This window comes from Deltaproteobacteria bacterium (genome assembly GCA_016931625.1).
Classification (GTDB): Bacteria; Myxococcota; XYA12-FULL-58-9; order XYA12-FULL-58-9; family JAFGEK01; genus JAFGEK01.
In genome coordinates, this window is sequence record JAFGEK010000148.1 from 1 (window position 1) to 17,621 (window position 17,621).

13 protein-coding genes are annotated in these 17,621 nt (G+C 43.5%); 5 read left to right on the forward strand and 8 right to left on the reverse strand.

Annotated elements, in window-relative coordinates:
• A partial coding sequence (locus tag JW841_12560; GenBank protein MBN1961768.1) for an IS256 family transposase occupies positions 1–1,022 on the forward strand: 1,022 nt, incomplete at its 5' end.
• Positions 1,023–1,439: 417 nt separating this feature from the next.
• On the opposite strand, the gene JW841_12565 is transcribed toward JW841_12560, so the two are convergent.
• The 7 genes from JW841_12565 to JW841_12595 all read right to left on the reverse strand — a co-directional run bounded on the left by JW841_12565 (position 1,440) and on the right by JW841_12595 (position 5,295).
• Positions 1,440–2,312 carry a DUF89 family protein gene (locus JW841_12565; GenBank protein MBN1961769.1) on the reverse strand — a complete coding sequence of 291 codons (873 nt, stop codon included), beginning with the start codon at positions 2,310–2,312 and terminating at the stop codon, positions 1,440–1,442.
• Positions 2,313–2,355: 43 nt separating this feature from the next.
• Complete coding sequence (locus tag JW841_12570; GenBank protein MBN1961770.1) at positions 2,356–2,646, reverse strand: aminotransferase class V-fold PLP-dependent enzyme; 291 nt, start codon at positions 2,644–2,646, stop codon at positions 2,356–2,358.
• A gap of 80 nt (positions 2,647–2,726) precedes the next feature.
• Positions 2,727–3,122, reverse strand: a complete 396-nt coding sequence (locus tag JW841_12575; protein MBN1961771.1) for an iron-sulfur cluster assembly scaffold protein — start codon at positions 3,120–3,122, stop codon at positions 2,727–2,729.
• Positions 3,123–3,245: 123 nt separating this feature from the next.
• Entirely contained in the window at positions 3,246–3,464 is a 219-nt protein-coding gene (locus JW841_12580; GenBank protein ID MBN1961772.1) for a zinc ribbon domain-containing protein, read from the reverse strand.
• Positions 3,465–3,494: 30 nt separating this feature from the next.
• Positions 3,495–4,154, reverse strand: a complete 660-nt coding sequence (locus tag JW841_12585) for a class I SAM-dependent methyltransferase (protein ID MBN1961773.1) — start codon at positions 4,152–4,154, stop codon at positions 3,495–3,497.
• A 78-nt stretch (positions 4,155–4,232) separates the two neighbouring features.
• On the reverse strand, positions 4,233–4,772 hold the full coding sequence (locus JW841_12590; protein MBN1961774.1) for a 4Fe-4S binding protein: 540 nt from the start codon (positions 4,770–4,772) through the stop codon (positions 4,233–4,235).
• A gap of 133 nt (positions 4,773–4,905) precedes the next feature.
• A complete protein-coding gene (locus JW841_12595; GenBank protein ID MBN1961775.1) occupies positions 4,906–5,295 on the reverse strand; it encodes a DUF5320 domain-containing protein in 390 nt (129 codons plus the stop codon).
• Positions 5,296–5,943: 648 nt separating this feature from the next.
• Between JW841_12595 and JW841_12600 the strand changes: the two genes are divergently transcribed.
• From JW841_12600 to JW841_12615, 4 genes are all read left to right on the forward strand, one after another.
• Complete coding sequence (locus JW841_12600; GenBank protein ID MBN1961776.1) at positions 5,944–7,305, forward strand: sigma 54-interacting transcriptional regulator; 1,362 nt, start codon at positions 5,944–5,946, stop codon at positions 7,303–7,305.
• 355 nt (positions 7,306–7,660) lie between these two features.
• Positions 7,661–8,923 carry a pyridoxal phosphate-dependent aminotransferase gene (locus JW841_12605; protein MBN1961777.1) on the forward strand — a complete coding sequence of 421 codons (1,263 nt, stop codon included), beginning with the start codon at positions 7,661–7,663 and terminating at the stop codon, positions 8,921–8,923.
• Between the two features lie 69 nt (positions 8,924–8,992).
• A complete protein-coding gene (locus tag JW841_12610; GenBank protein MBN1961778.1) occupies positions 8,993–10,648 on the forward strand; it encodes a nucleoside kinase in 1,656 nt (551 codons plus the stop codon).
• 12 nt (positions 10,649–10,660) lie between these two features.
• The gene (locus JW841_12615) at positions 10,661–12,124 is read left to right on the forward strand and encodes a radical SAM protein (protein ID MBN1961779.1); all 1,464 of its coding nucleotides are present in this window, start codon (positions 10,661–10,663) and stop codon (positions 12,122–12,124) included.
• A gap of 6 nt (positions 12,125–12,130) precedes the next feature.
• Here the strand turns inward: JW841_12615 and uvrA are convergent, their stop codons facing one another.
• Positions 12,131–17,527, reverse strand: a complete 5,397-nt coding sequence (gene uvrA, locus JW841_12620) for an excinuclease ABC subunit UvrA (GenBank protein MBN1961780.1) — start codon at positions 17,525–17,527, stop codon at positions 12,131–12,133.
• Positions 17,528–17,621 lie beyond the last annotated feature (94 nt).

The following is a 17,621-nucleotide window of genomic DNA, read 5'->3' on the forward strand; positions in this document are numbered from 1 at the left end:
CAGAATTCCTTGGTCGTTGCCGTTATGAGCGCCAAGGAGACGAAAATACTGGGCAAAGAAATGGCTATGAAACCGGTACATTAAAAACCGCCGAAGGTGTGCTAAAAGTAAAATTGCCGCAAGTGCGAGATAGTGAACAACCATATCATTCAAAAATATGGCAGAATTTAGGTTCTCGCAGTGAAGTACTCGAAGAAATGGTAAAAGAAATGTGGGTGCGTGGTTTAAGCGTGCGTGACGTTGAAGCCGCAATGATAACAGCAACAGGTGCATTTGTTTTGTCAGACACGGCGGTAAGCGAAGTAACACAAAAACTCTATGAGCAATATGAAGCTTTTCGTGAGCGTAAGCTTGATGGTTTCGACATAGCATATTTATTCATTGATGCTGTTTACGAGCCATTGCGTCGTCATGGCTGCAAAACCGCAGTAATTTGTGCCTGGGGTATCTGCACTGACTGGCGTAAAATATTGTTAAATTTGGTAAGTGGCAATACTGAGAGTTATGAGACTTGTCTTGATTTTTTACGCGACATGGTAAAACGCGGTTTAGCAACACCATTGACAGTAACAACCGATGGGGCACCAGGATTAACTAAAGCCGTAGAAGCTATGTGGCCCAAGGCTTGGCGCATTCGCTGTTGGTTTCATAAGATGCAAAATTTACAAAACAAAGTACCACCTAATGCTTGGGCAGATTTTAAAGCATTGGTAATTGATGTTCGTGATGCACCAACTCATAAAGAAGGTATGGCGCGTATAAAGCAGCTAATCGCTTTAAAAAAATCTGAATTCCCCGAAGCTTGCCGTTGCTTAGAAGATGATTTGGAAGCATCGCTGAATCATTTACATGTACCATTTCGCCATAGACCAATAGTTCGCACTACAAATTTGGTTGAACGAACTTTCGTTGAAGAGCGACGACGGACCAAAACAATACTACATCTATGGGATGAGCAAAGCGCAATTAAACTAGTATTCGCTGTACTAATTCGAGTTAGCGAGCGCTGGAGCCAAAGATAATTTACTCAACTAGAAGAAAAACAACTTAAGCAATTACTTCGTGAGCGAGGCAATACAAATGTAGAATTTGAAACAAAAATAGAAACTAAAAAACGCCGTAGTGCTGGTTCTGTCGCCGCTTAACTTTTACAGGAGATTAAGGGCTTGACCTGCGGACCAAAAAGTTGGCGCATGAAACAGCATGTAGACTTGCGCTAAAAGGAGGAAAACTAGTAAGTAAAAACCTGTCTCGGTGAGTGTTTTGTATGGCCGGTTTTCAGGTGAAATCATATGGCCGGATTTGAGGTGAAAAATGAGGGCGCTAGGGGTGGCTCACTTTCTAATTACCGTTTGGCTTAATTTCTAATTGGCATGTCTAACAAGGACCGTAAACATATTTAAAGTCGCCTTGGCTCATAAATTCCTCTGATTCTCTATTTAATTCGAAAGTATCCGATCTTTAGATCCATGAACCAGTGCATGGGTTTTTGGTGGCAATCCAATGTGGGTAGCTATCACCGGGCACTTGACCTTCAGTAGAAAGAAGATGTTGGCCTTTATTTCGCTGAGTGTCTCAAAGTTACCCTGGCCCTTGGCAATGATCAGGTCAGCCTTGTAAAAATTCTCAAGAAAGTCGGCGCTGCAGTCCTCTAGAATCGTGCCGGGTGCATCAGAGCCGTTGTCGATGACCCTGGTAAGCTCGTGCAAACCCGTTGCACGGGCATCGTCGATAGTAGCGTCATTGATTACTGGTCGGCCACGCACGGCCAGCGTCACCCGCTTCGGGCCAAGTTCTTCAATTAGAAGGCGGTCGAAAACTATCTCACCAGCATTGTCTGCGAGGTAAAGAATATCTTTTGCCTTTTCCACTTGTCTTTGGAATTCCTCAAAGTCTCCATACACATCGTTTATGCACGACATTCGCAGAGATTCTTTTATCTGGCTTTCTTCAAGATTACTTTTAACTCCAAGATCGATAACGTTGGCTGCAATGCTTGCTTTTGCTGCGGCGAACAATGGATGTGGGTCTTGTTTTACAACCGCCCTGATTTCGGGTAGCAGCGACATGGCCATTTGATTGAAACTGTTTTTTGCCGTTCGGTAAGGGTCTTTTACCCCAGTCAGCTCGCGAAGTCTGCGATGAATTATTTGGCCAAACCAGGGTGGCGGTCGGTTGAGATCTAGGTCAGCCGCGAGACGAAGCACCTCGCGGACAACCTGCTCGTGGAGGCGAATATTCTCAGTAGTGTTTCGGGCTGCATCGAGGCACTGGCGCAAAAAACAGGGAATGCAGTCGAGATAGATGTTCAAATAGCACCTCCGCATGTCGCAATTATCCTTAAAAATATATTCATTAGCTTATCTCTCCGATACTGGAAATAATTCTTAGTCTTTTGACGGTTGCTTGGAGTGCCTTCACGGTAGCATCCACATCGGCCTCCTGGCTGTTTCTACCAAAGGAGATGCGTATAGAGCCCTGTGCGTCGCGCGCAGCGATTCCCATTGCGAGCAGAACATGGGAGGGCTCTGGATCGCCTGTAGAGCATGCAGATCCAGTCGACACGCAGATACCTTGAAGATCCAATCCCAGGACGATGGATTCGCCATCAATAGAGTCGAAGGTAAGGTTTGAGGTGTTTGGCACTTGGGGTGCCCGGCACTTGGGGTGCCCGGCCTCAAGCACCTGCGGGTGAAGCGGTGTCGTGGCGTTGTGGTCTAGATATATCATGTCCGATCTTTGGCGTGCCTCCAGCTGTCCCAGTCCTCGATGGCGGCATGGAGTGCTCGCACCCCCAACAATGAGCAGTGTTGTTTGTGTTCGGGGATTCCGCCCAGTGCATCGATAACATCATCATCAGTGATGAGCCGGGCTTCCTCAAGGGTTTTGTCTTCGGCAAGAGTAGTCAGCATGCTGCTCGTGGCGATGGCCCCGGGGCAACCGAAGGATTTGAAAACGATTTTATCGATTCGTCCGTTTCGCACGGCGATCCAGAGCTTCATCTGATCGCCGCATTCTGGATCGCCAACCAGGCCAAAGCCGTCAGTCTCGGTCGCTGCTAGCTCGCCCACGTTAAGCGGGTTCACGAAGTGATCTATCACTAACTCGTTGTAGAAGAGCATCGGGCTCGGCAGGTTATCCGGATCCAGAGTGTTGTTACCTTTATCTGCCATAGGCACCCCCAAAACCTCTTGTTTAGAGTACCGCCTCGTTTCCATCATGATCGTGTTAAAACTCTCTTTCTATCATCGTCTGCGCCGCGAAGAGGAAGGCATGCAGCAGCTTCCATCTAAACAGCTTGATTTACACCAACCATCACCTTTCAGAATGAAGCTGGTACTACCAGCAACGATTCGCCGCACATTTTTGCCGCATTTTGGGCAACGGGTAAGCGCGGGTTCCTTGATCGATTGCTGCTGCTCGAACTCCCCGCATTTTTCACATTCATATACATACGTTGGCATGATACTAACTCCTAGTGTTTATAGAGATTGTTACTTGTCTGCGCAATCAGCCATGACTACAACAAAGGCGCCGTCACCTGTATTCGGGCGCACCGGTTCGATATTTGTGATCTCGGCCAACGGGCGAAAAAGAGTCTGTCCCCATGAACGAGGGTTGAAGCCCTGAGTCCGAAGAAGATCAACCACTTCGGCTACGGAATAAAATACTGCCTCGCGATAGAACAAGCTCTTTAACTGATATTCGAGGTAGCCTTGTCCGATCTTACTTTGGCGATCTATGAATCCGATCACGAGCTTACCTTCAGGCCGAAGTACGCGACGAGCCTCGGCAAGCATCCTATCGGGTGAGCTGACGAAGCATATAGTTGTGACGATGAGCACGTAGTCAAAGGAGCCATCCAGGAACGGTAGCTCCTCTGCAACGCCCTTAGTCGTTTTTATACCACGATCTGCTGCTCGCGTAAGCATGGCGTCGGACGGGTCGAGTCCCATGGCAATGCCCAATGGTCCCGCGAATCGTCCCGTACCAACGCCTATTTCTAGACCACGACCGCCCCAGGGGACTAGCATCCGTAGAGCGAGAAGCTCTGAAATATAGGCCGCTTGGTGTACTTCGAACCAATTGTCGTAACGCTCAGAATGAGCATCGAAGGGGCCAGTCTTCGCGGTTTTTATTTCAAAAGTATCCATCTAATTTTCACACCTTGCGTTGCGGCGTACTTTTAGAAATTGTGTGGAATAGTAATCTCACGTAGGAACTATCTAACTCTATGAAGCGGCGCGCTGCACCACTTTAACTAGAGAGATAGCCTTATTTGGGCATTTGTCGATGCACGAGCCGCAGCCTGTGCATTTTCTCGAATCGATCACCACGGTGTAGTTTGAACTCATACTAATGGCCTGTTCAGGACAGATATCAAGGCACAAGCCGCAGTTCATGCAGCGCTTTTGGTCAAGCACGGCAGTCATTTTCAAAACCCCTTTATTTTCAGATTGGTTTATAGATACCGGTTGGTTTAAGCGGCTAGCTTCGATTTCTTCGATCCTTTGAGTAATGATATTGAGTTGATCCTTCATGTTTTGCTCTTGTGCCTTGAGCGCTTGGACTTGTGGATTGGTGTCCCGCGGCTCTAGGACTGTTGGAAAAGGACCAACTATAGGCATAACAGCCTGGCCTCTTCCAAAACCTCTTCTATAACCGCCTCCTATCCACATGCACTGACCGCCTCCGCCTCTACCTCCGCGACCGCGGCCCCGTCCCATACCTTGTCCTTTGCCTCCACCACCGTATCCATATCCGTTGCTCATCGTAATTAACTCTTCCTTTTTTCTGTAACTCGCCTGGCCGAGTAGATTGATTGGAACTACAAAATAAGCAACCGAGACAGGAGGTATCGGCCTGCAACCGTCCCGGTGTTAATAAGGATAAGCCTATACTGGGTTACTTAGTTTTTGACCCTTCATCTGACGATTCTACTTTGTTAATCCGATTACGCAAGTCGTCCAATGCTTGCTCGAAGTACTTAGCTTGATTTTTCAAAGCCTCCAGCTCTTGCTCCTTGGTCATCAGAGGATTGAATGTGGCCGGAAAAGGAGGCGCATAACCGGGCCAGCCCACAAAAGAGTGCTGCCAGTTAGGAACTCCGGTGGCATAATACCCATAGCGATGGCGCCAACCACCTCCAGCTCCACGTCCCCAGCCCCAACCACTACCGCCTCGCCCCCAGGCGTGGTTCATGAATCCAGGGTCAGGGTATCCCGCACAGTACCCAGCTCTACGTCCGCTCATCGGCCCAAATCCGGCTGGACCTGTTCTATCTCCTCCTGGCATTATTAATCTCCTTTCCTTTTTTGTTTTTTTGTTTAGCTACCATCCCCTCCGTAATCTCCTTCCATGACGGTAGCGGTGTCTGTGTTGCCGACCGGGACACCCCGGCATAAGAAAGGTCTGCTCGGTTAGGCCCCCTGTGAAAAAAGCGGCGATAATTTCATCTAGCGGACCGCAGGTGTTCGCGATTAACCTCATGCCTACTGAGCTAAGCATTGCTTCCAGAGGCCACGAGACTGCACCGCAAATGAGGACTTTACCACCCAGCTCGACAATGCGTTTGGCCTTAGTGATTATGTCCTCGTCGGCAATATGTGCCTCCTTTCGGATCAGCTCGCCATCCGAGTTCGCGGTCACTAATAAAAAGCATCTCGCAACATCAAGCACCGGTGAGATCCTGTTCCCATCGACCGCTAGCACGACCTTCATGCATAAATATTTTAAGCAATTTTAGTGCCAATAGCTAAATATTTTATTTTAATTAGCAATTACAACAGGTTATATGTTATATAAATATATATAATTGCTACCTTATTAATGCAAAATGCGAAATATATTTGCATATGGCACGAATAGGTGTTATTTAAGTTGAGAAGAAGGTGCATAGCTTTGAAGCCCAATGGTCCGATACCAGCGAATCTTTCAAGGAATATAGCGCTCGATATACCATGTTATCGGGACCTCATTTTGGATTCAATAAACGAGGGAGTGTTTACGATAAACCTCGAATGGCGGATCACGTCATTCAATCGTGCTGCAGAAAAGATTACGGGTATGCGTCGCGAGGATGCTATTGGCCATCGATGCAGTGAGGTATTTCGGGCAAATATTTGTCAAGACGCCTGCGTGATGAAAAAGGTTTTGGGAACTGGTGAGTCGGCAGTAAACACCTCCGTGTTTGTTGTCGATGCATGGGGTGAACGCATTCCCATCAAAGTGTCCGCTGCGGTTCTTCACGACGTCGACAACCATGTCATAGGCGGCGTGGAGACATTTCAAGATTTTCGGCAAGTGGAGGAGCTTCGCAAGAAGCTGAAGGGTAAACATACATTTGCCGATATTGTTGGCAAAAGTGCGGCCATCACTTATATATTTGATATTCTGCCTCAGATCTCCGACAGCGACACGACCGTGCTGATCCATGGAGCAAGCGGAACCGGCAAGGAGCTAGTTGCACGTGCAATCCATAATTTGTCTCCGCGGCGTAATAAGCGTTTTGTGCCCGTGAACTGTGGCGCGCTTCCGGACACACTGCTTGAATCAGAGCTTTTCGGTTACAAGGCAGGGGCTTTCACCGACGCTAAAAAAGACAAGCCTGGACGATTTGCCTTGGCCGATGGTGGGACCCTTTTCCTTGATGAGATTGGCGACATCTCTCCTGCCATGCAGGTGCGGTTGCTTCGGGTACTTCAAGAGAAGATATACGAGCCACTCGGCTCGGTGGAGTCCGTGCGAGCAGATGTGCGCATTGTCGCCGCAACCAACAAGGATCTGACTGAGCTCGTCAGTAAGGGGAAGTTTCGAGAGGATCTCTACTATCGTATTCATGTAGTTCATATTGAAGTTCCTTCCTTGAAGGAGAGGCGAGAAGACATACCGCTATTGGTCGATCATTTCATCGCTACCCATAATCTGTTGCACGACCGGGAAATTACCGGACTTTCCAAAGAAGCATTATCGCTGCTTGTACATCACGATTTCCCGGGCAATGTTCGCGAGCTGCAAAACATTTTGGAGCATGCATACTTGCTATGCCGTGCTGGAATGATCGAACCACATCACTTTCCACCTAACCTGACAAACTGCGTGGCTCGTGAGAATATAAATCCCAAGCAACGGATGAACCTAAAGGTTGTCGAAAAGTCCCTGATTCAAGAAGCACTCGCTAAGCATCAGGGCAACAGGGTGCTTGCCGCAGGAGTTCTTGGCATCAATTTGAGCACGTTGTATCGAAAAATTCAGCGACTCGGCATTGAAACTCCCAATACGGACGGGCGTGGCAAAAGGAATTAGTTTTGTAAGTAATGATAAATACGAAGATAAGTATGAAGTTTATAGTTTCGAAATTATGCCTGTCTTCATCAATCCCACAGATTTGTTATTAGAGTTGATTACAAATAAGTAAACGTTGCATATGTATTTCGACCAAAGGGAGAGATCTATGAAATTTCAAGCAATTAAGATTTCTCTTTGGCGCTCGAAATTATACAATACGGATCATATTTTTTATTCATGATCAAGTCTATTAATTATTTTTTTATCAATGATATCTTGACGCAATATTAATACTACAACAGTATGCTCGCTCTTTGTTTTTTGCTAGTGCAATGTTAGTGGAAATATTCGCAAAGACAGAGGTGGTATTTTTATGAAGTTATCAATTCGCGCTCACGAGATCCCTCCTTCACCTATCCGCAAACTTGTTTCTTTTGCTGAGGACGCCAAAGCACAGGGTGTGACAGTACATCATCTTAATATCGGGCAACCTGACATACCTACACCAGCAGAATTTTTTCATGCAGTTAATGCATTTACCGGGAATGATTTTGTAACCAATGGTAAAAATAGTTCGGCGTGTGCAGTCACCAAAAAGAATATTGTGTTGGGTTATGGCGATTCAGCGGGTGAGCCAACGCTGCGCAAGGCATTAAGCAAGTATTATCAAAAATTTGGTTATGATGTTGATTTTAAAGATATCACCATAACTACCGGGGGTAGTGAAGCAATCATGTTTACCATGACTGCTTTATGTGACCCTGATGATGAAATACTATGCTTTGAACCATTATATACTAACTATAATAGTTTTGCGGCGGCAGAGTCAGTACGTCTAGTGCCCCTGGCGTGTCATGCAGAAAATGGATTTCACCTACCTACGCGTGAAACTATTGAAGCAAAAATTACTCAGCGAACTCGCGCTATTTTAGTATGTACACCCAATAATCCTACCGGGGCAGTACTAACTGAAAGCGAGATGAGAGTGCTGGTTGATATAGCTAAACAGTATAATATTTTTTTAGTAGTCGATGAATCGTATCGCGAATTTATTTATGGTGAGTTGCCGCATACGAGTATAATGTCGTTTCCCGAGATTTCTGATCGTGTCATTATGCTCGATTCGTTGTCAAAACGTTATAGTGTTTGTGGCGCTCGTTTGGGCTGCTTAGTTACTAAAAATAAAGAAGTATCAAAAGTTAGTTTGCATTTAGGTCAAGCGCGACTTTGCCCTCCTTCGCTTGATCAAGCCGGGGCTCTTGGTTTGTTGACTTTAGGTGATGAATATTTTGCCCAAATTCAAAGTGAATATAAACAACGACGAGATACCGTTGTTAAAGGAATCAAAAATATTCCGGGGGTAACTTCTTATACTCCAGAGGGTGCGTTCTATCTAATGGTTGGTTTGCCTATAGAAGATGCCGAACATTTTGCAAAATGGTTATTGACCGATTTTCGCTATGAAAATGAAACAATTATGGTTGCACCAGGTGGTGGGTTTTACGTAACTCCAGGAGCTGGTAAAAATGAAATTCGCATCGCCTATGTTCTTGAAGTTAAGGTTTTAGAGAGGGCAATGCATTGTTTTGAGAAGGCTATTAATAAGTACGTATCAATATTCGGTAATAGTAAATAGTAACTAATTTTTTTTATTCCAATTGACGAAAAGTTGCATAACGGCTTAGGGCCGCGGATACTCGTATTTATGGTCGAGCGTTTTGTAAAAGTCTATGTTGATAATGTACAGCATCAGGTACAAGTTGGTACTCCTATAGTTGCAGTTCTTGGACGTCGTGGTGAAAACGGCAAACCTTTATTAGGAGCAGTACTAAATAATCGTTTGGTGTCTTTATCTACACCAATTCGTGGAGTGTCATATATCCGTCCAGTGACTGACGAGGGGCGCGAAGGTCAGATCATATATCGTCGTTCGATTTCATTGGTGCTGGCACAAGCCCTCCAAGAGGTAGTACCAAACATTCGTTTATCAATTGGTCAATCGTTAGGTGAAGGCTATTTTTTTGAACTTGTTGGTGATGAAAGTATACCGCCCAAAACTATTGATGAAATTGCAGCGCGAATGCATATGATTATCGATGAAGATCGACCTTTTATCACTGAAGAAATAGATATTAACGAAGCTGTATCTTTGTTTTCAACTGAAAAATCGTTTGATTGCGTGCGATTGTTGAAAATTCTACCAGCAGATACAGTAGCTGTGGTTTCTTTAGGTGGTGAGCATCATTTATTACATGGGCCAGTAGCGCTTACAGCAGGTGGGTTAAATCGTTTTAAACTCGAAATGTATAATGGCGGTTTAATCTTACAATTTCCATCTGTTGTATTTTATCAACGTGAAGTATCAGATACACCGCGTTTATTTAAGGTATATCGTGATACACGTAGATGGAATGAAATCATTGGAGTTAGTGATGTTGGTCAATTTAATGAATTATGTATTCATGGTGGGGTTGGTGAAATAGTTAAGGTATCTGAAGGATTGCACGAAAAAAAAGTAGCTGAAATTGCGGACCGGGTATTGGCGCGTAAAGGTTGTAAACTAATTTTAGTCGCTGGCCCATCTGCTAGCGGCAAAACTACATTTGCCAAACGTCTATCTATTCAGCTAAGGGTCAATGGTGTAAGGCCAATAGCATTATCGTTAGATGATTATTACGTTGATCGTGATAAAACACCACGTGATGCTAATGGGATTCTTGATTTCGAGGCACTTGAAGCAATTGATTTAGCTTTACTTAACGAACATTTTGAATGTTTGCTCAATGGCGAAAAGGTTTATACTCCCAAGTTTGATTTTGCTGTTGGTAGACGAGTACCAAAGGGAGAATGGCGTTCTTTGCAACTTGGAAATAACGATGTTCTTATTGTTGAAGGCATCCATGGACTTAATGAGCGTCTTTCACCAGCAGTTACTCAAGAACATAAATTTCGTTGTTATGTCAGTGCGCTAACTCAATTAAAAGTTGATAATCACGAGCGTGTATTCACCTCAGATTCTCGGTTATTACGTCGTATTGTACGTGATCGGCGCTACCGCGGATATTCAGCAGAACGTACAATTGATATGTGGCCATCAGTGCGTCGAGGTGAACAGGTAAATATTTTCCCATTTCAAGAACAAGCGGATGCTATATTCAATAGCGCTTTAGTTTATGAGGCTGCAGTGTTAAAGACCTATGCTGAGCGTTTTTTACGACAAGTACCTATTGATTCGGCTGCATATGTTGAGGCCAATCGCCTCTTGCGCTTTTTGTCTCTATTTGTTGCAGTATTTCCTGAAGAAGTACCACACACGAGTATCTTACGTGAATTTATTGGCGGCAGCAGTTTTTCATATTAGGGATATTCCCTAATGAAAGCGTGGGAATTTAAAAATTACGAAAATACCATAAAGCAACGCCTTACCACCGAACGAGGTACAATTTATGGTCAAGGTCGTCGCAATATTGCTTTGGCATATCCAAGTACTTATGCAGTAGGTATGGCATCATTGGGATATCAACAGGTATATCGAATTTTAAATGAATTGCCTGATACTGTTGCTGAGCGAGCATTTTTACCTGATGATGAAATTCAGAGCAATCACATTCTTACCTACGAAAGTCGTCGTTCGATATCAGACTTTTCTATTATAGCTATCGCGATTGCCTGCGAGCGTGAGATATTGGGTGTATTCAAGTTATTAAAAACTGCGGGTATCCCGATTCTGGCTAATGAAAGAACAAATATACATCCATGGATAATAATCGGTGGACCTTTAACATATGCCAATCCACTACCTTTAGCAGCTTTTGCTGATGTTATAGTTATGGGTGAAGCCGAAGATTTACTGGCGCCGATGTGTAACATTATATTCAGTGGCATATCTCGTGATCAAAGCAAACAAGAATTAGCGTCAAAGCCTGGATTTTTTGTGCCTTCACGGCATGATAATTTGCTAAAGAATTTAGCAATTGCCAATGACAGTGAGATATTACCAGCGAGGAGTGTGCTTTACAGTCATGAGGCGATTTTTGGTGACACGACCTTAATAGAAATCGAACGCGGTTGTTCACGTAGTTGTGGCTTTTGTGTTATGCGACGTAACGATAGTGGCATGCGGTTGTTTAGTGCACAAAGAGTGTTGGATTTAATTCAACACGAAAGCAAACGAATTGGTCTTGTGGGAGCAGCAGTAAGTGACCATCCTCAGTTGTTAGATATTGTAGCACCTCTAGTAGCTCGTGGTTGCCAGGTGAGTTTGTCGAGTTTACGGGCCGATCGTTTAACTACAGAATTGACAAAGCTTCTAGTTTGCGGAGGGGCAAAAACTTTAACAGTGGCGGCTGATGGTGCTTCTGAACGCATCCGACAACAAATACATAAAGGCATTAATGCGCAACATTTAATTAATGCAGCAAAACTTGCATGTATATATAAACTAACTCGATTAAAATGCTATGCCATGGTGGGACTACCAGATGAAAGTGAAGAAGATATTGATGAACTAGCGACACTCGCTAATGATCTTGCCACCGCCGCAGGTAAGCATACTCGTGTAGTTTTAGGAATTTCTACCTTTGTACCTAAATTACATACTCCATTGGCAAAATCGCCTTTTATCGGTGAAAGCGCGGCAACCATGAGAATAAAACGTTTAAGAAAACAGCTTAAAAATAAAGTTGAAATTAGGGCAGATAGTACACGTTGGGCGTGGGTTGAGTATATTTTAGCTCAAGGCAGTAAACAAACTGGTTTGCAGGCGCTTGATGCTTTTAATAATGGTGGTAATTTTAGAGATTTTAAGAAAGCTTTTAGTTCGTATAAAATACCATGACGGTTTTTAAGTGGTATGTCTTTCTAAGAATTCTTTTAAATATATGCCAGTTTTTGAATACCGCTTATGAATTAAATCTAAAGGATGTCCACAAGCAACTACTTTGCCACCGGCGTCACCACCACCAGGACCTAAATCAATTACCCAATCGCTTGCTGCAATCAAGGGCAGGTTGTGTTCAACTACAATTACGCTATGACCTTGATCAACCAGTCCATGCAACAATTTTAATAGTCCAGCAACATCACTAGCATGTAAACCGGTTGTTGGTTCGTCGAGAATGAATGCAGTCGGTTTGTGGGTACGTGCACCTAATTCACGCGCTAGTTTAATTCTTTGCGCTTCTCCACCCGATAAAGTAGGTGAGGGTTGCCCTAGAGTTAAATAACCAAGTCCAATGTTAACTAAAAATTTGGCGTAGCTACTAATCGATGGCACAGCGGCAAAAAAATCAGCGGTATCAGCGAAAGTCATGGCTAAAACATCAGCAATAGATTTTTCGCGATAACGTACCGCTAATGTTTCTTCATTAAAGCGAGTGCCACCACAAACATCACAATCAATTAATACCTCAGGTAGAAAACTCATCTCAACTTTGATACGTCCTTGACCCGAACAAGCTGTGCAACGACCAGCGGCAACATTAAAAGAAAAGCGTGAAGCATCATAACCGCGTGCTTTTGCTTCAGGTAGCGAAGCAAATAAATTACGAATAGCATCGAGTACCCCAACATACGATGCAGGTACCGAACGGGGAGTGCGACCAATTGGGGTTTGGTCAACAGCACTAGCTCGCACTAAAGTCTTATAACCTGTAAAATTAAGATGTTTTCCGGGGCGTACAGCGCTACCATAAAGTTTCTGTAAAAGCGCCCGATACAATACATCAAATAATAAAGTAGATTTACCCGAGCCTGAGACACCAGTAACCGCAACTAACGCTCCTAAAGGTATATCAACGTTAATATCTTTAAGGTTATTAGCGCAAACACCAGTGAGTGTTAATTTGCTTGCCCCACGTTGAGGACGTCGCTGTGGATTAAATATATTAAATGCATGATCAAATAAAAATGCTGCAGTTGGCGATGAAACGGTATTGTTTGCAATACCGGCAACAGTACCACTATAAACAAGATGACCACCGGCATTACCACCAACCGGCCCTAAATCAATCAAGTGATCAGCAGCGCGCATAGTTTCTTCATCATGCTCAACCACAATAATGCTGTTGCCGCGGTCACGTAAACGCGTGAGGGCATTAATAAGTTTGTGGTTGTCACTTGGATGAATGCCAATAGTCGGCTCATCAAGAATGTAACAAGCACCGGTTAAATCAGAACCTAATTGAGCCGCCAGGCGAATACGTTGTGCTTCACCACCAGATAACGTATCAGCTCGGCGATCAAGTGATAAATAATCTAGACCTATTTCACATAATATTTTTAATTTTTGCTTAATGGCATTAACTAAGCGTGGTGCTAATATACGCTCACGTTCATTAAAATGTATTTTGTTAAAATGTTTATAAGCATCAGTAATTGACATTGCTGTAACTTGATCAATGGTTAAATTAGCAAAACGCACGGCACGCGCCTCTTCACGTAAGCGTGTACCATGACAAGCCGAGCAAGTATCTACTGCAATAAATTGTTCAATGCGCATCTTTAATGAGTCGCTAGTAGTCTCTTGGCGTACGCGTGAAAGCCACGGTACCAGACCTTCAAACTTATTATTGCCATAAAATAAAATTTGCTGCTGCTCATTATTGTAGCTAGCTAAAGGTTGTGCCACTGGCAATTGGGCTTTTTCGGCTTTGCTTAAAAACTCGCGTCCACCTAAAAGTCGTTGAAGAGGTTTATCGGCATAAACCAACAAGGCTTCACCCGCAATCGTGGCACGAGTATCGCTAACCAATAAGTGGGGATCAATGTATTCTTGTATGCCGCTACCTTGGCAAACTGGGCATGCGCCATGACGGCTATTAAATGAAAACACTCTTGGATCAAGCGCTAAAAAAGCGCGAGAACATGAGGGACAAGTACTTGATAGTGAATAAAAGTGCACTGAACCTTGTGGTGGCAAAACTACGGCGTTTCCATTGGAAAGATCAAAAGATTGACGTAATAGCCCTTTTAACAACCCAACATTATTGTTTTGGTCAATTTTAGTTGTAGAGGAATTTACTGCTTGATTCTTAGTAATTTGTACAACACCAAGAACTAACTCTATATCATGTTCTTTATAGCGCTCAAGTTTTGCCGTTTTGCTGTTTAATGTTACAAGATCGCCATCTATACGTATTTGAGTGATATTAAGTTTTTTTGCTTTAGCAATAATATCTTTATGAAAGCCTTTGCGTCCATGTACTAATGGTGCAAGCACCATAATTTGCTGCTGTTGAAATAGTGTTTGTATGTCTTGAACTATTTCATCGAACGAACGTGTCACAATTGCATGTTTGCATTGTGGACAATATTGTATGCCTAGCTTGGTATAAAGAAGTCTTAAGAAATGATAAATTTCAGTAAGTGTTGCTACAGTAGAATTAGTGCTGCCTCTAGTTGTGCGCTGCTCAATGGCTACAGTTGGCGCAATACCATTTATTGCATCAACATCTGGTTTGCGAAATGAACCGACAAACTGGCGTGCATATGCAGACAACGATTCAAGATAGCGTCGTTGCCCTTCAGCGTGCACTAAATCAAAAGCTAATGTGCTTTTGCCTGAACCACTTGGACCAGTTATAACAGTTAAATTATTACGTGGTAGGGTAAATGATAAATTTTTTAAATTGTGTTCACGTGCTCCATTAATGACAATATCGTTACTGTTATTATTTTTAGGGCTCTGCAAATTATGGTTCTTACTTATATTTAAAAATGCTGTATTATTCAGAGAATCTTGTAGTGCTTTACCGGTATGTGAAGTTGAACAAGCTGCAATAATTGCAGGCGTGCCTTGGGTAACAACATAACCGCCGGCGTCACCACCTTCAGGTCCGAGATCAATTATATGGTCAGCGACTGCAATCACATCAAGATTATGTTCAATCACGACCACCGTATGTAAAGAGGCGACTAAGCGCCGTAAAGCGATAAGCAACACTCTAATGTCATCTGCATGCAAACCGGTTGTAGGTTCATCGCATAAAAATAATCCTGGTTTAGCGTTAGCTTTTGGACGTTGCAGTAAATGCGTGGCGAGTTTTAGTCTCTGTGCTTCACCACCAGATAAAGTGCTAAGGGGTTGGCCAAGGCGCAGATAGCCTAGGCCAATTTCTAACAGCATACTTAGCGGACGATTAATATCAATATGTTCTTTAAAAATATTGCATGCGGTGTCGACTGTCATATCTAGAACTTGGTCGACACTATAGCCCTGGTAAGTGATTTCAAGTACTTCGGGAAGAAAGCGTTTTGATGCGCAATCTGGACAAGGCACAAACACGTCAGACAAAAACTGCATTTCAACTTTTTCATAACCATCACCATTACAAGTAGGGCAGCGACCAATGCCAGTGTTGAAAGAAAAAGTTGCAGCAGTAAATCCACGTTGACGAGCTAACGGTGTTTTAGCAAAGAGATTACGAATACCATTCCAGGCTTTACAATATGTCGCAGCATTCGCGCGTGGTGTCGTACCAATAGGACTTTGATCAATTAGTTCGAGCATACCGATATGCTCTACGCCTTTTATTTTTTCACATTGACCAACATACTCTACGGGTTCACCTCGTAGACGTCGAAGGTTGGCATATAAAACATCAATAATCAGTGAGCTTTTGCCTGAGCCTGATACTCCGGTGATACAAGTAAATTTACCAAATGGTATAGAGACGTTAATGTTTTTTAAATTATGTGCACATGCGCCTAAAATAGCTAAATTTGTTTGATTTGTATTTGCTAAACGATGTTTTTGCTGGGTAATTGCATTTTTAATGGCAGCATCTTCGGCGTCTACTTTCATTACGCCGGTGAGATATTTTGCCGTTAGCGATTTATTGGTTTTACTAAGCCCTATAAGATCACCTGCATACATTATTTCGCCACCCTGTTCACCAGCACGTGGCCCTAAATCAATGATATAGTTGGCTTCGCGAATGATATAAGGGTCGTGTTCAACTACGACAACAGTATTGCCTTGGTCTCGTAATGATTTAAGCACTTTTACTAGTCTTGCATTGTCGCGAGCATGCAAACCAATTGAAGGTTCATCAAGAACATAAAGGGTGTTTACTAACGAAGAACCAAGAGCAGTGGTAAGATTAACACGTTGTACTTCTCCACCAGACAGGGTGCGCGATTGGCGATCAAGCGAGAGATAATCAAGCCCGACATCGATTAGATAATCAAGACGTGAGCTAATTTCGTGAATAACAGGGGAGGCAATAGCCAGCGCAGATTTTGATGGTGCAATTGTATCTATAAATTTTCGTGCTTGGATAATGCTAAGAGCATAAAACTCAGCAATATTTTTACCAGCTAGTTTTACTTGCAACGCTTCAGGTATGAGTCTAGTGGCATTACATGCTGGGCATGGGACATAGCAACGATAGCGCGCCAGCAATACACGTACGTGCATTTTATAGGTGCGAGTGGTCATCCAATCAAACCAACCCATGACCCCTGCAAAACGACCACTTTGCCATTGATGCCAATCGCACTCGCCATAAAATATTTTGTCTTGTTGGGCTTTAGAAAGATCTGCAAAAGCAATGTCGGTGGGGATTTTTTGGCGGCGACAAAATTTAATTAGTTCATCGCGCTCCCAACTGGTTGATGCAGTTGACCAAGGCTTAATGGCACCCTCAGCAATAGTTAGTCGTTGATTTGGCACCACTAAATTGCGGTCGATTTCTATGGTTCTGCCAAAACCTTTACAGGTAGGACAGGCACCAATGGGTGAATTAAACGAAAAAGTATTGGGGCTGGTGTCTTTATATTGAATATCGCAAGTAGCACAGTGTAAGCCACTTGAAAATGGTATCTCTTGATTGTCACCAAAATGTATAGTGAGATGACCCTGGCCAAAACGCATAGCTTGTTCGATAGCTTCAGTTAAACGGCTAATATTTACAGGCAATTTGATACGATCACTAACTACTGCTAAATTTGGTGGCAGTTCATTTGTCGCAAGCTCTTCAAGATAAACAAGCTTGCCGTCTATTAAAGCCCGCAGTAAACCTGAGCGGATTAAAGTCGTAATTGCCAAAGCGGGTTGTTTGTTTTCATTTATTGAATAAGGAAAACATAAAATTAACGTGCCAGCTTCTGGCAAAATGGGCAGCAACTTTTTAACTATACTATTGGCAGAATCACGTTCTACTGGTTTGTCACATTTATGACAATGCATTACTCCTAAACGCGCCCATAAAATTTTGGCATAGTCAGTAATTTCGGTCATGGTGCCGACGGGTGCAAGATCAAAAATTGCTTTTCTTGAGAGAATGATAGAGACGATTTCGAATAAGCTCTCACTTAAAATTCCCTATTCCCTA